The 16,542-nt window shown below is 42.5% G+C and carries 13 protein-coding genes; 11 read left to right on the top strand and 2 right to left on the bottom strand.

The window, feature by feature from the left end:
* Positions 1 to 2 precede the first annotated feature (2 nt).
* Genes ureG through QGN23_RS13920 form a run of 4 tightly spaced genes read left to right on the top strand, consistent with a single transcriptional unit; the run spans position 3 to position 3,054 of the window.
* Complete coding sequence (gene ureG / locus QGN23_RS13935) at positions 3 to 641, top strand: urease accessory protein UreG (protein WP_282904849.1); 639 nt, start codon at positions 3 to 5, stop codon at positions 639 to 641.
* Complete coding sequence (locus QGN23_RS13930) at positions 584 to 1,441, top strand: urease accessory protein UreD (RefSeq protein WP_282904848.1); 858 nt, start codon at positions 584 to 586, stop codon at positions 1,439 to 1,441. Before ureG ends, QGN23_RS13930 begins: the two co-directional genes overlap by 58 nt.
* 4 nt (positions 1,442 to 1,445) lie before the next feature.
* The gene (locus tag QGN23_RS13925) at positions 1,446 to 2,147 is read left to right on the top strand and encodes a hypothetical protein (protein ID WP_282904847.1); all 702 of its coding nucleotides are present in this window, start codon (positions 1,446 to 1,448) and stop codon (positions 2,145 to 2,147) included.
* A gap of 19 nt (positions 2,148 to 2,166) precedes the next feature.
* A complete protein-coding gene (locus QGN23_RS13920) occupies positions 2,167 to 3,054 on the top strand; it encodes an urea transporter (RefSeq protein ID WP_282904846.1) in 888 nt (295 codons plus the stop codon).
* 527 nt (positions 3,055 to 3,581) lie between these two features.
* Here the strand turns inward: QGN23_RS13920 and QGN23_RS13915 are convergent.
* Positions 3,582 to 5,129 carry an IS1182 family transposase gene (locus tag QGN23_RS13915; RefSeq protein WP_282906372.1) on the bottom strand — a complete coding sequence of 516 codons (1,548 nt, stop codon included), beginning with the start codon at positions 5,127 to 5,129 and terminating at the stop codon, positions 3,582 to 3,584.
* A gap of 119 nt (positions 5,130 to 5,248) precedes the next feature.
* Positions 5,249 to 6,676 (bottom strand): OmpA family protein, encoded by a 1,428-nt coding sequence (locus QGN23_RS13910; RefSeq protein ID WP_282904845.1) that lies wholly within the window; start codon positions 6,674 to 6,676, stop codon positions 5,249 to 5,251.
* A gap of 603 nt (positions 6,677 to 7,279) precedes the next feature.
* Here QGN23_RS13910 and QGN23_RS13905 point away from each other — a divergent pair.
* From QGN23_RS13905 to QGN23_RS13875, 7 genes are all read left to right on the top strand, one after another.
* The gene (locus QGN23_RS13905; RefSeq protein WP_282904844.1) at positions 7,280 to 8,416 is read left to right on the top strand and encodes an ATP-binding response regulator; all 1,137 of its coding nucleotides are present in this window, start codon (positions 7,280 to 7,282) and stop codon (positions 8,414 to 8,416) included.
* Positions 8,413 to 11,997 (top strand): response regulator, encoded by a 3,585-nt coding sequence (locus QGN23_RS13900; protein ID WP_282904843.1) that lies wholly within the window; start codon positions 8,413 to 8,415, stop codon positions 11,995 to 11,997. The genes QGN23_RS13905 and QGN23_RS13900 overlap by 4 nt, the downstream gene beginning before the upstream one ends.
* Before the next feature lie 11 nt (positions 11,998 to 12,008).
* Positions 12,009 to 12,383 (top strand): response regulator, encoded by a 375-nt coding sequence (locus QGN23_RS13895; protein ID WP_282904842.1) that lies wholly within the window; start codon positions 12,009 to 12,011, stop codon positions 12,381 to 12,383.
* A 4-nt stretch (positions 12,384 to 12,387) separates the two neighbouring features.
* Entirely contained in the window at positions 12,388 to 13,206 is an 819-nt protein-coding gene (locus tag QGN23_RS13890) for a CheR family methyltransferase (protein WP_282904841.1), read from the top strand.
* A gap of 22 nt (positions 13,207 to 13,228) precedes the next feature.
* Complete coding sequence (locus QGN23_RS13885; protein ID WP_282904840.1) at positions 13,229 to 13,774, top strand: chemotaxis protein CheB; 546 nt, start codon at positions 13,229 to 13,231, stop codon at positions 13,772 to 13,774.
* The gene (locus QGN23_RS13880; RefSeq protein WP_282904839.1) at positions 13,771 to 14,157 is read left to right on the top strand and encodes a response regulator; all 387 of its coding nucleotides are present in this window, start codon (positions 13,771 to 13,773) and stop codon (positions 14,155 to 14,157) included. Before QGN23_RS13885 ends, QGN23_RS13880 begins: the two co-directional genes overlap by 4 nt.
* A 935-nt stretch (positions 14,158 to 15,092) precedes the next feature.
* A complete protein-coding gene (locus QGN23_RS13875) occupies positions 15,093 to 16,451 on the top strand; it encodes a PQQ-dependent sugar dehydrogenase (protein ID WP_282904838.1) in 1,359 nt (452 codons plus the stop codon).
* The last annotated feature ends 91 nt before the right edge of the window (positions 16,452 to 16,542 follow it).

The raw sequence follows: 16,542 nt of genomic DNA, 5'->3' as shown, positions 1-16,542 counted from the left end.
AAATGGAAAACAGGAAATATATTAAAGTTGGCGTAGCCGGTCCCGTAGGATCAGGTAAAACTGCACTGCTGGAAAAATTAAGCCGTAAACTTTATGGCCTTTACGATCTGGGCGTCATCACCAATGATATTTACACCAAAGAAGACGCCGAATTCATGACCCACAACAGCCTTCTGCCGCGCGACCGGATCATAGGCGTGGAAACCGGCGGGTGTCCCCACACCGCAATCCGCGAAGACGCAAGTATGAATCTGGAAGCGGTCGACGAACTGGCCAACCGGTTCCCGGATATCGAGCTGATCTTTATCGAAAGCGGTGGCGATAATCTTTCTGCCACTTTCAGCCCTGATCTCGCAGATGTCACCATCTTTATCATTGATGTTGCTGAAGGCGAAAAGATCCCGCGAAAAGGCGGTCCCGGAATCACACGGTCCGATCTTTTAGTGATCAACAAGATCGACCTCGCCCCCTATGTAGGCGCAAGTCTTGAAGTGATGGAAAATGACTCCCGCCGGATGAGAAACGGATCACCGTTCGTTTTTACCAATCTGAAAACCGAAGAAGGTTTAGACAAAGTCATCGGATGGCTCAAAAAATATGCACTGCTGGAAAATACGGAAGAACCGGAATTACTGAGATAAAAATGGAATGCAGACTGAATATCACCGCCGGATATAAAGAAGGAAAATCCTATATCAAAGATCTTTATGTGGGAACCCCTTTCCGTGTAGTTTCTGTAGGACAAAGGAAAAGAGACAACAAACTTTATCAAATGATCATGAGTACGTCACCGGGAATCCTGGACGGCGATCAGTACATTATAGGGATCAGTTTAGAAGAACAGAGCCGCTTGCAGCTGGCTTCGCAGTCATATCAGCGGCTGTTTGATATGGAAAATAAAGCCACCCAAAATCTGACGGTGGATATCGGCGATCACGCTTTTTTCGCTTTCGTTCCGCACCCGGTAGTTCCGCACGAGAATTCAAATTTTGAAAGCCGGGCAAAAATTACATTGGGAAAGGAAAGCAGCGTATTGATCAGCGAGATCATTACCTGCGGCAGAAAACACTATGGTGAAGTTTTTAAGCTGAAAAAATTCCACAACCTGACGGAGGTTTTCCATGAAGGGAAACTGATCGTAAAAGATAATGTTCTCATAGAACCTGGGCGAATACCCATCCAGAATATAGGCATTCTCGAAGATTTCACCCATCAGGGAAGTTTGATTTTTGTGAGCACCAAAAAAGACACCGATAAAACAGAACTTGTCAATCATCTGATAGAAAAATCAAAAGACTTTCCCAAAGTGGAAATCGGAATTTCTGCTCTGGAAAGCGGTGGATTTGTACTAAGGGCATTATCGCACGGTGCCGAAGTGATGTATAATTATTTTCTCGCAGTGCAGGATTTTCTGTGGGAAGAAAAGATTTTAACTCCTTAAAAAAATGAATACAGCTTTGTGGGCATTGGCTTTGAGCGCGGTGTCTATCAGTTTCATCCATACTGCTTCAGGTCCGGATCATTACCTGCCCTTCATCGTTCTTTCGAAATCGAAAAAATGGAGCAAAAGCAAAACCGTTCTTCTGACGGTTGCGTGCGGCTTTGGGCATGTTTTGAGCTCACTGATGATCGGTGCAGTCGGATTATTTTTAGGCTGGCAAATGACCCGTTTTACCTGGTTTCAGGACATTCGCGGCAATCTCTCGGGATGGGCGCTTTTGATCTTCGGCATCGCTTACCTGGCCTACGGATTTTATCAGGCGCTAAGGAATAAACCGCACAAACATTTTGATGTCATGGGCGAAGAAGTATATGTTTTCGAACACAGCCACGGCGAAATGGTACGCCCGCAAAGCCGGATAAAAGTGACACCGCTGGTCCTTTTCATGATTTTCGTGATGGGTCCGAGCGAGCCGCTTACGCCACTGCTTTTTTATTCGGGGATGAACCGTTCGGTACCGGAAATTCTGGCACTGGTAATTCCCTTTTCGCTGACGACCGTCGCCACGATGCTCGGAATGGTGCTGTTGGGCAGATACGGCCTGACTACCCTTTTTAATTCTGAAAAATTTGAAAAATACATGGGACTTATCAGTGGCGCTGTCATCACGCTTTGTGGAGTAGGCATGGTTTTTTTCGGCTGGTGACATTTAAATTCAAGGAGAAATGGAAAAACTTTTTAAACAAATACCATTTGTTGATCAAATACTTAAAGGTGTGGGGCAGGTCATGCTGCAGGAAAACAGGTGGACGGGACTCCTCTTCATCATCGGGATATTTCTGGGAAGCTGGCAATGCGGTACTGCTTCGATACTGGCAACCGCTACAGCGACACAGACTGCCAAGCTTCTGAAATATGATGAAAAAGAAATAAATGCCGGACTGTACGGTTTCAGCGCAGCTTTGGTAGGCGTGGCGCTGGCGTTTCTGTTTCAAACTACCGTTCTGATCTGGGCATTAATCATTGTCGGCGGGTCTTTGGCGGCAATACTGCAGCACTTCTTCATTCAAAGGAAATTTCCGGCGTTTACGTTTCCTTTTATTCTGGTGACCTGGGTATTTACTTTTACGCTGCATCATTTTACTCAGATTCCGCCTTCAGATTTAATGTCTGTAAAATTCGAAGACTCAAAATTCATTGATGTGCTCACCGCGATCCAGGGTTTTGGTGAAGTAATTTTCCAGGGGAGCCCCCTATCCGGATTTTTATTTTTCCTGGGTGTTTTTATCAGTTCGCCTGTTGCGGCCTTGTACGGTCTGGCGGGCTCGTTATTGAGCGCCTATATTTCGCAGCTTAATGGGGAGGCGCTCGAACATGTGCACATGGGACTTTTCGGGTTCAATGCCGTTCTGTCTGCCATCTTTTTTTCCGGGCATAAAAAGATTGATGGATTATGGGTACTCATCGCGGTTGTTATTACTGCCGGATTAAATGATTTAATAGTTGATTACAAGATTTTAGATGCATTCGGGGGTGTATTTACTTTCCCTTTTGTTGCGGCAACTTGGCTAACCTTACTGCTGAAAAAAGTGGTTTTGAAAAAATCAATTTAGAGCATGATTAAATTTAAAAATACAGGAGTTAAAAGAACAACAGGATGAGGAAAAACTCCTGACGTTCAAAATCAACAATTTTCAAAATTTTGGTATTCTTCTTTTGTTGCTGGTTTATGACGGAGTTATCTGTGAAGAAAAAAAGTTATCTGAATAATGATGGTTAATAAGCTTATCACAGGCGATTAAAGTTGAAAAATGGATATTTTTATTAAATAGAAAGAGATATTCATATTCATGATGATGGTTCTGATGCTCAATGCATCTTCTGCACAACATCATTGCGGGCGTACCGAAGTAAACCCGTCAATAGTATTAATCATTCGAAAACTTTTCTCCAATACCCGATCAAATCAAACAATACAAAGAGAGAAAGGAGCAGATCGGTCGGTTATAAAGCAGTAGTAGAATACAAAAAGAAGCCGTCTCAAAATAAAATTTGAGGCGGTTTTTAATTTTCTTTTTTAAGACGTTAAATTTTTAGATGATAATGTGGTTTTTCAGAATAGTCTAAAAAAGTGCTCCATTTAAGCACTTTTCTTTCTTAGATTATGTGCTAAAGCGTGTAATCCGAACTCCAGTTCTGCTTTTTCTATTCCGATGTGCGTAAAACGCTTGAAGTTCCGGTTGGATTTGATATGCGCGAATACAGGCTCTACATCGGCAGTGCGTTGTCTGCGTTTTATTTCACCTAGTTCACTTAAGAGATTTTCCCGAACTCTGTCCTTATGCCGTTCTAAATTTTGGTTCCGTTCTATTACTCTGTTTCCCTGGGCTTTATGGCAAGTCCCTCGCAGCGGGCAACCATTGCAGTTTTGAGCTTGGTAAAGTGAGCTTGTCTGAGCATAGCCGCTTTTGGTTTTTCGATTTCGGTTGGTGATTTTGTTCATTGGTTGTCCCATCGGACAGATGTATTGATCTTTCTCTTCGTTATAATAGAGTTTATCGCGATGGAAGTCCTCGTTGATTTTCTTTCTTTTCGATTTTAAAATCCCCTGTTCCTTATCGAAGGTGTTGTATTTTACGAAGGTTTCTATATTTTTTTCTTCCAGAAAATCATAGTTTTCTTCACTGCCGTAACCTGCATCAGCGGTGAGTTCTTCCGGTAAAAACTGATAAAGATCTTCAAAAGTATTAAGGTGTGGTTTGAGCGTATTTAAATCGTTGGTGGTTTGGTGCAAACTATAATGAATGACGAACTGGGATTCGGAACTTACCTGCACATTGTAGGCGGGTTTAAGCTGCCCATTCTGCATATGATCATCTTTCATGCGCATAAAGGTAGCGTCGGGATCGGTCTTGCTGTAGCTGCCACGACCTGCTAAAAGTTTTTCCTGCTCCTCGTATTTATCCAGGTTCTGAGAAAAATTCTTTTGAATGTATCTCAGTTTTGCCTTTGCTTTAGTAGAAGCCTTCGGGTTTTTGCTGATAATCTCTTCTATTTTCTTGGCGGTCTTCTCTATTTTATCTTTATCGATGGTTTTAAACTCCGGTGGCGTAGGATCGCTGTCTTCTTCATCAGCAATGCTTTGAGCATAGTTCCACATTTGCTCAAGTTGCTCTGCCATCTTTTCTTTTCTGGTTTTAATGGCATTGCCCCAAACAAAGGTGTACCTCCCGGCAATAGACTCTATCTTGGTGCCATCGGTAAAAACTTCTTTCAAACTAACGAGTCCTTCCTCGGCTAATAACAGGACGACCTGTTTAAAAATATCTTTGAAAATAGTCTTGAGTTTCTTGCTCCGAAAACGGGCAATAGTATTATGGTCTGCAACCTGTTGAGCCGATAGCCACATGAAATTAATATTCTCGCGCATCGCTTTTTCGATCTTCCTGCTGGAATACGTATTATCCATATAAGCGTAAACCATCACCTTAAGCATCATCTTGGGATGAAAGCTTGGTTTGCCATCTTTGCTGTATTCTTCAATGAGCAATTTCAGATCCAGTTGCTCAATTATTCCATTGACAATCCGAACCGGATGACTCTCAGGAATCAACTCTTCGATTGATGGCGGGAATAACCAGTTTTGTTGTTGGTTATAATCCTTAAATTTAATATTCATGTCATTGATTATCAATACTTAAAGATAATAAAATCTAATAATTTCACCAAAAAAAATGTAGAAAAAAAACAAAAAAAACCGTCTCAGTATTGAGACGGCTTCCTTTAGAATCTTAAAACTTAAGAATATTATTTTGCTTCAAAATAAACTCTTCTGTTCGCTCTGTTTTTCCATTCCGGACATTTGCCCGCTGGGTTACATTCCGGATATTTAAGGTTGGTTTCACCTCTTCCTATCGCGTCGATTTTACCTGAAGGTACGCCATTTTGGATTAAATAATTTTTAACGTTATTCGCTCTTTTTTCAGAAAGTCTCTGATTATAAACAGCAGGTCCTGTAGTATCCGCTCCACCAATCACATTATACGCTCCTGCAGAGGAATTAATATAGTTAGCCGCATTATTAAGGATTGGGGTATTAGAAGGCAAAATCCGGTCAGAATTAAAATCGAATTCAATCCCTTCCAAAACTCTTGTGTTATCACCCACTACAGAAGTGGAGTTCGTAGGACAACCGTTGTTTTCAACAGGTCCCGGAACGGTAACACACTTGTCATACAAATCAATAACGCCGTCTAAATCAACATCCAAAGCAACACCTGCACCATCAACTCTTGCTCCCTGAGGAGTATCTAACTGTCTGTCCCAGTCATCACAAACTCCGTCATTATCAGCATCACCTGATTTACAAACTTCAATATCCTGGCTTTTTGCAGCCAAAACATCTGCTCTGTAATACATTTCCTGTAATGGATCATGCCAGAATACATGGGATTCGTGTTTGCCCAAATTCAAGGTAGCTCCTAAAGTCAGGTTAATGAAGTTATCAGAATTACTACCACCCTTGGTGCGTGCACCATCGAAAGTATCATCTCCTGTATACACATACATTCCTCTTGCTTCAAGATCCAGTGAACGGGAAGCACGGTATTTTAAACCGGCACCACCCTGACCGAATAAACTGCCTGCCTTAAATGGTTTGATTTCGGTAACCAACTGTTGGTTATAAGAAGCTCCTGCGTTTTGTCTGTACGCCCTGTAAGCTAAAGTTCCTACCCCTGCATACCCGTGCAAAGCCCATCTGTAAGGAGACTTGTTATCAACTCTTCTCAAAAGGTTTGAAAAGTTCAAATCACCTAAAATTGAAATGGCATCATACTGTGTTCTTCCAGCATCACCATTGGGAGAAGCTACATGGTCTTTGGTGTTTACAGCTCCCTGTCTTGTTTCCCCTTTGTCGTACTGTAACTTAAGACCGAACGCATGTGAAATCGCTTTATCTACACTCAGATAGCCAGACCATCCGATAAGGTTTTGACCTGCTCCAAACTCTTTAAGAGAGTTTAAATCCGCTGAATGCATCAATGGAATACCTGCCCCTGCTGAGATAGCCCAGTCATTGAATCTCTTCGATTCCTGAGTGAAAGGTGAAACACTTGCAGACCCGGAGGTATACGAATTGGGATAACTACCTGTAGAACTCTTTATTGAATCCTGTGCAAATACGGCCGTCGGTAAAACTACCGCTAGTGCCAAACATGTTAAATTTAATCTCATATTACAATTATTTATTAATTTCTATTTTACTGCTCTTTTAAAGATCCTAACTTTAAAATTACAAGTCGCCTAACCCAACTTCAACTTTTATGCCAATTTATGTTAATAATGTAAAATAAACTCATAAAAGCATCTTGTATAAAGGGGAATATGGTATTTACATAAGATAAAAAACCGCGGCATGTTTTCCGCTGTACAAAGCCTCTCAACACGCTGTACGCAAAGCTTTGAAGAAATCCGAGACATCAAGATAAGGTCACGGAATGCATATCCACGGCATCAACAGAAGCGGAGCAAGTATAGTAACCATTTGATGTTGATAATCACTGTAGAAAACGTCACGGATTGCAAATCCGCGACATCAGGAATGATTTTTGCTATACGGGAATGATGTGACAAAATCAAACGTTTTGCAGAGCCCAAAAATGAGCAAAACTTCGACCGGCTTGAAAAAGAGCTCCTTAGTTTTCCGGAGTAAAAAACCTTTATCACGCGAACGCAGTCAAAAAAAATTAAGCCGCGATAAGAATACCGATTGTCAAAAGATTCAAAATTTATATATTTGAGGACTTTTATATTAAATTTTAAAATATTTATTAAAAAATGATTCTGATCGTAGATGATGCTCCCGAAAATATAATATCCTTAAAAAAAGTGCTCGAAAAAAACGGTTTTGAGGTAGATACCGCGTCATCCGGGGAAGAGGCACTGAAAAAAATACTTAAAAAATCATATGTCCTGATCATTCTTGATGTTCAGATGCCGGGAATGGACGGGTTTGAAGTAGCTGAAGCCATTTCGGGTTACAGCAAAGCAAAAGAAACTGCCATCATTTTTCTATCTGCTGCCAGCGCCAACGTCAACCTGATTACCCGCGGATATTCCTCCGGCGGACTAGATTATATCAGCAAACCTGTTGATATGAATATCCTGCTGCTGAAGGTGAAAACCTTCTACCGGATTTATGAGCAAAGCCGTGCGCTGAACGAAATGCAGAAAGCTCTGCGCGAAGAAATTGAGTTCAGAAAAGAAGCAGAACGGAAAAAAGATGAGTTCATCAGCATCGCCAGCCATGAACTGAAAACACCGATGACCAGCATTAAAGGCTATATTCAGCTTTTGGAACGGAGTTTGGATAAAAACGATATTGAAACCGTAAGAACCCGGCTGCATAAAGTACAGAATCAGGTTGAAAAATTAAATTTGCTCATTGCGGACCTTCTGGATATTTCGAAGATTGAAAGCGGAAAATTAAAGTTTAATAAAAAATATTTTTCTTTTGATCATCTGCTTGACCATATTCTTGAAATCATGCAGCAATCGAATCCCCAAATAAAACTCGTAAAGAAAGGAAATGTGGAAGGAAATGTTTACGGTGATGAAATGCGGATTGAACAGGTGATTATTAATTTTATGACGAATGCCATTAAATATGCACCCGACACTGAAGAAATCCACATCAGCTCCATGATATGCGGGGATGAAATTTACTTTTCGGTACGGGATTTCGGAATGGGTATGCCGAAGGAGCATCAGCAAAAAATCTTTGACAAATTTTACCGGATCGAGGAAACTTCCGAACGGTTTCAGGGACTGGGCATCGGGCTTTATATCTGTCAGGAAATCATAGAAAGGCATGAAGGAACAGTAGGCGTTAACAGCGCACCCGGTGAAGGATCTGAATTTTATTTTTCAATACCGGTAAATCCTGTGAAGGAAAAAAATCAATATGTACAATGATGAATTTTAAAAATAATCTTCTTTACGGACTTGGACTGTCTTTAGTCCTTTTATTTATAAGCTCTCTGGCATCGTATATCAGCATCAGAAACCTGATCGAGAACTCTGCGATGATAAAGAACAGCAACCGTATCATTCAGGATCTGGACCATGTTTTTTCGCTCGTAAAAGATGCTGAAACCGGCCAGCGCGGATATCTGTTAAGCGGAGACCTGCGGTTTCTGGAGCCCTACAATAATGCGAAGGAAAAAATATCAGATGGTGTTAACGCGTTATCTTCTGAGGTCACCAATACCAACAGACAAAGCAAAAATCTGGAAAAACTTCAAGCCAGTATTGACTCGAGAATAGATATTCTGGACCGAAACCTGAATTATAAAAAAGAGGGTAAGACCGTACCGCCTGAGCAGCTGCTGAGCGGAAAAAAATACATGGACGAAATCCGCAATACCGTGTCGGTGATGCAGAAAGAAGAACAGGCCATCCTGAAGTCCCGCACAGAAAACATGGACAAGTTTGCGTCATTCACCCCATGGCTGATCATTATTTCGGCGATTTTGGCCATTACCATTACCTTGGTATTTTACCGCAAAGTTTCGCAGGATTTCAGTGAAAAAACGCAACTCACGCAGGAGCTTGAGAAAAAGAACGAAGAAACAGAAAACCGCCTGATCGCCATCGAAAACGTGGCGGCGCAAATCTCCGGCGGTAATTATGATATCCTTTGGGACCAAAACGCTCAGGAAACCCTCGGAAGCGTGGCCGGTCCGCTTAACCACATGGCCGAATCGCTTCAGAACTCATTCAAAACCCTGGAAGAAAGAGAATGGCTCAGTTCCTCCATTGCACACCTGAATGACCGCATGATGGGTGAAAAAAACATGGAAGCCCTTGCGGCAGATGTCCTGGGATACCTTACCACAAACACGCACAGCCATGTTGCTGCCATCTACCTGCAGGCAGAAGATAACCAGCTGCATCTTACAGGCAGTTATGCAATGACCGGCAGTGGCGTAAAGAAAATACTGAAAATTGGAGAAGGCATTGCAGGAGAGGCTTTCCGTTCCGAAAAGGAGATTCTGGTTCAGCACATTAAGGATAACGGGAACACCATCAGTTATGCAACAGGAAACACCAAACCGAAAAATATCATTGCGATACCCATTACCAGACACAACACGCCGCTCGGCGTTATGGAATTGGGTGCAATGCACGATTATTCTCCGCGGCAGCTGGAATTCCTTAAAGCGGTCGCCGGCAACATCGGTCTCGCGTTCTATGGAAGCCTGAGCAGGATTAAACTTCAGGAACTGCTGGAGGAAACACAGGCACAGTCAGAAGAACTGCAAACCCAACATTCTGAACTTGAAAACATCAATGCAGAACTGGAGGCACAGTCGCAGAAGCTTTTGGCTTCCGAAGAAGAACTTCGGGTACAGCAGGAAGAACTCATGCAGAGCAACCAGGAACTTGAAGAAAGAACCGGCTTACTGGAAGAAAAAAATATTCTGATTGAACAGCGCAATATTGACATTCAGCAGAAATCAATTGAACTGGAACAGAGCACCAGATATAAATCTGAATTTTTGGCGAATATGTCGCATGAACTGCGCACCCCGCTCAATTCCATTTTACTGCTTTCGAAATTAATGACTGAAAGCGAAGACCTCGATGAGCAATATGTAGAATATGCCCAGGTAATGCAGAGCTCCGGCCAGGGCTTACTGACGCTTATTGATGAAATTCTGGATCTGTCCAAAATTGAATCAGGCAAAATGACTCTGGAAATCAACGAGGTTCCTGTACAGGAAATCACGGCGGATATGCAGATGCTGTTTAAACCTATGGCAAAGGAAAAGAATCTGGCTTTAAATATAGAGACTGATGCTGAGACTACAAAAATTTTACACACCGACAAACTCCGTCTGGAGCAGGTTCTGAAAAACCTCCTTTCCAACGCCATCAAATTTACTTCGGAAGGAAGCATTACGCTGCACGTTTCCAGTGATGACGCGAAAGAAAAAGTATATTTCAAAGTCACCGACACCGGAATCGGAATCCCTAAAGACAAAATGAGAATGGTGTTTGAAGCATTCCAACAGGCAGACGGCTCTACCCAGCGCAAATATGGCGGTACCGGACTTGGGCTTTCCATCAGCCGCGAACTGGCGCGTTTGCTCGGAGGCGAAATACAGCTGAAAAGTACGGAAGGCGAAGGCAGCGAATTCACGCTCGTGGTGCCGGTAAATTTCGAAGAGGCAGCGGCTTTATCTGCTCAGAAGCAGGAAGAAATTCCCGTTTATGCAGTTCAGGAGGCAGAAATACAGCCGGAACGTTTTGTGACCGACCGTATTCCACAACAGATTGAGGATGACCGGGATGATATTAAGCAAGGCGACAAAGTGATTCTGATTATTGAAGACGACACTGCGTTTGCCAAAATACTTTTAGACTTTTCGAGGACTAAAAATTATAAAGTTATCGTGGCGGTGCGCGGCGACGCAGGCATCGAAATGGCGCAGCATTTCAAACCGCTCGCTATTTTGCTCGATATTCAGTTGCCGGTGATGGACGGTTGGCAGGTGATGGAAGCCTTGAAATCCAATCCGGAAACCAAGCCCATTCCTGTGCACATCATGTCCTCCATGAAATTTAAACAGGAAAGTTTATTGCGGGGAGCGGTAGATTTCATTAACAAACCCTTTGCTTTGGAACAGATGCAGGACATCTTCAGTAAACTGGAAAACGCACTGAACCGTTCGCCTAAAAAAGTTCTGATTGTAGAGGAAAATGAGCAGCATGCCAAAGCCTTAAGCTATTTCTTAAGTGCCAATAACATTACGACCGACATCGCCAATAATGTATCTGACAGCATCGAATCCCTGCACAACCGTGAAATCGACTGCGTGATTCTGGACATGGGCGTGCCCGACAGAAATGCGTATGAAACCCTCGAAACCATTAAGCAAAACAAAGGGCTTGAGCAGCTTCCAATCATTGTCTTCACCGGAAAAAACCTTTCCAAAGGGGAAGAAAGCCGGATTAAGAAATATGCAGATTCCATTGTAGTTAAAACCGCTTATTCGTATCAGCGGATTCTGGATGAAGCCGGCCTGTTCCTTCATTTGGTTGAAGAAAAAAACAGGAAAAAACACGAAAGAATTTCAGGATTCGGAAATGAAGGCGAATTGCGGAACATTCTGAAAGATAAAACCGTGCTGATCGCGGATGATGATGTGAGAAATATTTTCTCCCTCACCAAAGCTCTGGAAATGCACGGGATGAAAGTGCTGCCCGCAATGGACGGTAAAGAAGCCCTGAACGCATTAGAAAAAGAGCCTGCTGTCGATGTGGTGCTGATGGATATGATGATGCCCGAAATGGACGGCTACGAAACCATCCGCGAGATCAGGTCTACCTCTGAGTATAAAAACCTTCCGGTTCTGGCTGTCACCTCGAAAGCCATGATGGGCGACCGCGAAAAATGTATCGCGGTGGGCGCGTCAGACTATATTTCAAAACCTGTGGATATCGATCAGTTGGTTTCTCTGTTAAGAGTGTGGCTGTATGATAAAATCTAAAATTTCAGTGTATGAAAAGTGAAAAGGAAATTCTTATCATCGACGATGATAGCAAAAACATCTTTGCGCTGAACGCTGTTCTGAAAGCAAAGAAATACCAGTGCGTTTCCGCACTAAGTGCAAAGCAGGGTCTACAGCTGCTTTCCGACAATAAAAATATCGGCGTGGTGCTGATGGACATGATGATGCCTGAAATGGACGGTTATGAAGCCATCGGTAAAATGAAAAACAACGAAGAGCTGAAAGACATTCCGGTGATTGCGATTACGGCTCAGGCCATGACAGGAGACCGGGAAAAATGCCTGGAAGCCGGTGCTGACGGCTACCTCTCAAAACCGTTGAATGTAGATGAACTGATGCAGGTGCTTCAACAATTAATCCCATAAAAAAGTGAAATCTGAACAAAGCGACGAAAACATGGAAACCCTGCTTTCCGATGTACTGGAAATTTATGGGTACGATTTTACAGGATATTCGCGGGCCTCGCTGAAGCGCCGTATGGTGCGGCTTTATGAGCTGGACCGTTTTGTAAGTTTTGCAGAATACCGGTATAAAATAAGAACGGAACCCAGCTATTTCAAACGGTTTCTGGAACAGGTGACCATCAATGTGACGGAGATGTTCAGGGATCCTGATTTCTATAAAACCCTCAGAACAGAAATCCTTCCCAAACTCGGAACCTACCCTTTCATCCGGATCTGGATCGCAGGCTGCAGTACCGGTGAAGAGGCCTACTCTGTTGCCATCTTTTTAAAGGAACTGAATCTGCTTCATCAGTCGCTCATCTACGCCACCGACATCAACAGTGCTGTTGTAGAAAATGCCGCTCAGGCAATGGTTCCGCTGAGCAAAATAAAACAGTATACGGAAAATTATATCGCAGCTGGCGGCAGTGAACATTTTTCCGATTATTACGCCGCCAATTATTCCCTGGGAAAACTCAGAGATGAGCTGAGGTCGAAAATCATTTTTTCCACGCACAATCTGGTGACGGATAATTCTTTCAACGAGTTTCAACTGATTTTGTGCCGCAATGTCCTTATTTATTTTGACAGGCCGCTGCAGGACAAAGTCTTTGAACTTTTCGACAACAGTCTGGAAAAATTCGGCTATCTGGCTCTGGGGACCAAAGAGACGCTGGACTTTTCAACAGTCTCTAAGAATTATGAACGGCTGAAATCTGCCAAAATATGGCGTAAAATACATTAAGATGGAACATTGCGAAGCATTGGTGATAGGCGGATCCGCCGGCAGCCTCGACGTACTTCTGAAAGTATTACCGGGCATCGATCCATTGCTTGCATTTCCTATTATCATTGTGCTGCACCGCAAACCCGGTAAAGACAGCATCCTGACCGATATTTTAGCCTCAAAGACCCAACTCAGGGTAAAAGAACTCGAAGAAAAAGAAAAAATATGGCCTGCAACCCTCTACATCGCTCCTCCAGACTATCATTTACTCATTGAAAACGACAGGACCTTCTCTTTGGATGCCTCTGAAAAAGTGAATTTTTCCCGGCCCTCGATTGATGTAACTTTTGAAAGTGCCGCTGAAGTATATGGAGAAAATTTGGTATGTTTGCTGCTTTCCGGTGCCAACAGTGACGGTACTGCCGGGCTGCAGAAAGTGAAAGAAAACGGCGGCAGAGCGCTCATCCAGAAACCCTCGTCGGCGGTGGTGAGTTATATGCCTGAATATGCACTGGAACACGTGGCCATTGATGCGGTGCTTGACATCGCGGAAATGCCCAACTATATTAATAATTTAGGAAAATGACTGAAAAAAATCCAATAAAAGAAACCAAAAAAGTATTTATTTTCGATGACAATCTCGAAATTCTCGAACTGTGTACGGAAATTCTTGAAGATATCGGATGCGAAGTAAAAACCTCGCCTTCCACCAACAGCGTTGAACAGCAGGTCGCAGACTATATGCCTCATCTTATTCTGATGGATAACTGGCTGCCGGACATCAGTGGTATTGAAGCCACACGTCTGCTGAAATCCAACGAGGCCCTGAAAAACATTCCGGTGCTGTACTTTTCCGCCAACAGCAACATCAGTGCACTTGCGGAAGAAGCCGGCGCTGATGATTTTCTTGCCAAACCATTTGATATCGACCTTTTTGAAACGACCGTAAAAAAATACACGGACGGCTGAAATCCAACGCTTTAACACTACCAAGTACCATGTCCACCGAAAAGAAACCCCAGGAAAAGACACGTCTTCATCCGGGATCCTTTCGCGTGGGCGCCGCTCCCGCACAAATCCCTTCGTGTGGTCATCACTACCAAACAAATCTTCGAAATCCGATGGCGCGGATTGGCAATCTGTGATCCGCTCCTATTCCCGCCACTCCCGCACGAATCCCTTCGTGTGGTCAACGCAAAATATTCTTCTACCTGGTTCCAAGTCTTTCACATGCTTCCGTAAATAATAGAATGCATTGATGTATTTTTCCGCACTGAATTTCATGATTTTCCGGTGGTCGGTTTTTGTTCCATTCTCAAAGCCATAAGCGTGTTCCAATACTTTAAACGGAACATCCAAGTAATGATTTGTAACTTTATCTTTTCCTATCCAGTGTAATGTGGGCCTATTTTTAATGTCTCAAATTCTATTATTATAGGTTGTAAAGATAAGTTTGGTTTTTGTGTTCAATTGCCGTCCTATAATGAGGCATAATTCTCCCTTACAACCTTGCAGTTCACCGCTCCCGCACGAATCCCTTCGTGTGGTCACCGCAAAATATTCTTCTACCTGGTTCCAAGTCTTTCACATGATTCAGTAACTAATAGAATGCATTGAGGTATTTTTCCGCACTGAATTCCATGATTTTTTGGTGGTCGGTTTTTGTTCCATTCTCAAAACCATAAGCGTGTTCCAATCCGTGACTAAAAAAAGGGTCTTTTAACCCTTTAATAAACAAAACCCCAACGTCCGTCAGGAATATTCATCAATTTTATATTTTTTTATACCGAAAAACGTCACGGATTACAAGTCCGCGACCTCGGGAAATTCCCAAAAAATCATAAATAATATTTAATTTATAAAAATTATGTCTAACTTCACAAGACCTTAAAAACCACCTTATTATGAAAAAAACACTCCTCCTTTCAGGAATTCTTTCTGCAGCATTATTCTACTCACAGAATATTGTACTTGCCGAATTTGCTTCAGGATTAACAAGCCCTGTTGAGATCGTAAATGCCAATGACAGCAGACTTTTTGTTGTTCAGCAGAATGGCATTATCAAAATTATTCAGCCAAACGGAACAGTCAATTCCACTGCATTTCTGAACATCAGCACGAAAATAACTTTCAATGGAGAAAGAGGACTTCTGGGGCTGGCTTTTCATCCCCAGTATGCCACCAACGGTTATTTCTTCGTTTTTTACAACAACACTGCCGGCAATATCACCGTTGCAAGATATTCGGTGAATTCTGCAGATCCGAATACCGCAGATCCTGCTTCTGAAAAAATAGTACTGAACATCACCAAACCTTTTGAAAACCACAACGGCGGCAGCATTCATTTTGCGCCCGACGGGAAATTATGGATTTCTACCGGTGACGGCGGAAGTGCGGGAGATCCCAATAACAACAGCCAAAACAAAAACTCGCTGTTGGGAAAAATGCTCAGAATTGATGTGAATTCTACCGCAGCGTATAACATTCCACCAGATAATCCATTTGTGGGAATTGATGGTGCGGATGAAATCTGGTCTTATGGACTTAGAAACGCCTGGAAGTTTTCTTTCGATTTAGCAACAGGAAATGCAATGATCGCCGATGTAGGGCAAAGTCAGACTGAAGAAATCAACAGAATGCCGGTAACACAGGCCGGAATCAATTACGGATGGCGCTGCTACGAAGGAAACAGTGCTTACAATACAACAGGCTGCGCAAGCTCTTCCACAATGACTTTTCCAGTTGCAGTGTATAATCACACCGGTGGCAAATGCTCGATAACAGGAGGCTATGTTTACCGCGGAACTACCTATCCGGCCTTAGTTGGCAAATATATCTTTGCTGATTACTGTTCCACCCAAATCGGAATTTTAAATGGAGACAATTCCATTGTTTGGACTTCTGCATTTACAGGAAATAATTTTGCAACCTTCGGAGAAGATGCGGGCAAAGAACTTTATGTAGCTGCCGTGAATAACGGCAAAATTTACAAAATAAGCACCACGTCTCTGGCAACCGGAGAAAATACACCGCATTCCTTTAATATGTATCCGAATCCGGCTTCCGGAAAGATCTTTATTGACGGTTTAAAAACCAGTAATAACACTGCAGAAATCAATAACGCTGAAGGAAGAAAAGTTTTGGAAACCAAGGTTAAAGATGATCAAAGCATCGATATTTCGACCTTAAAACCCGGAGTTTATTTCATTACCATTTCAGCAGATCATCTTAAAATTTATTCTCAGAAAGTAATCATTAAATAAGAATAAGCCACCCTGTAAATTTTCTGATTTATATTAAAATCTTCAAACCCATAATTTTCATCAGATTCAACTTTAAATTCAATCAAAATTC

It is taken from the genome of Chryseobacterium gotjawalense (assembly GCF_030012525.1).
In the GTDB taxonomy this organism is placed as follows: Bacteria; Bacteroidota; Bacteroidia; order Flavobacteriales; family Weeksellaceae; genus Kaistella; species Kaistella gotjawalense.
The sequence above is the reverse complement of the archived record's forward strand: the minus strand, read 5'-3'. Positions and strand labels throughout refer to the sequence as shown.

What these genes read in the sequence shown, in the direction of transcription:
- ureG (WP_282904849.1), top strand. Translation starts at nt 3, where the DNA reads ATGGAAAACAGGAAATATATTAAAGTTGGCGTAGCCGGTCCCGTAGGA.
- QGN23_RS13930 (WP_282904848.1), top strand. Translation starts at nt 584, where the DNA reads ATGGCTCAAAAAATATGCACTGCTGGAAAATACGGAAGAACCGGAATT.
- QGN23_RS13925 (WP_282904847.1), top strand. Translation starts at nt 1,446, where the DNA reads ATGAATACAGCTTTGTGGGCATTGGCTTTGAGCGCGGTGTCTATCAGT.
- QGN23_RS13920 (WP_282904846.1), top strand. Translation starts at nt 2,167, where the DNA reads ATGGAAAAACTTTTTAAACAAATACCATTTGTTGATCAAATACTTAAA.
- QGN23_RS13910 (WP_282904845.1), bottom strand. Translation starts at nt 6,676, where the DNA reads ATGAGATTAAATTTAACATGTTTGGCACTAGCGGTAGTTTTACCGACG.
- QGN23_RS13905 (WP_282904844.1), top strand. Translation starts at nt 7,280, where the DNA reads ATGATTCTGATCGTAGATGATGCTCCCGAAAATATAATATCCTTAAAA.
- QGN23_RS13900 (WP_282904843.1), top strand. Translation starts at nt 8,413, where the DNA reads ATGATGAATTTTAAAAATAATCTTCTTTACGGACTTGGACTGTCTTTA.
- QGN23_RS13895 (WP_282904842.1), top strand. Translation starts at nt 12,009, where the DNA reads ATGAAAAGTGAAAAGGAAATTCTTATCATCGACGATGATAGCAAAAAC.
- QGN23_RS13880 (WP_282904839.1), top strand. Translation starts at nt 13,771, where the DNA reads ATGACTGAAAAAAATCCAATAAAAGAAACCAAAAAAGTATTTATTTTC.
- QGN23_RS13875 (WP_282904838.1), top strand. Translation starts at nt 15,093, where the DNA reads ATGAAAAAAACACTCCTCCTTTCAGGAATTCTTTCTGCAGCATTATTC.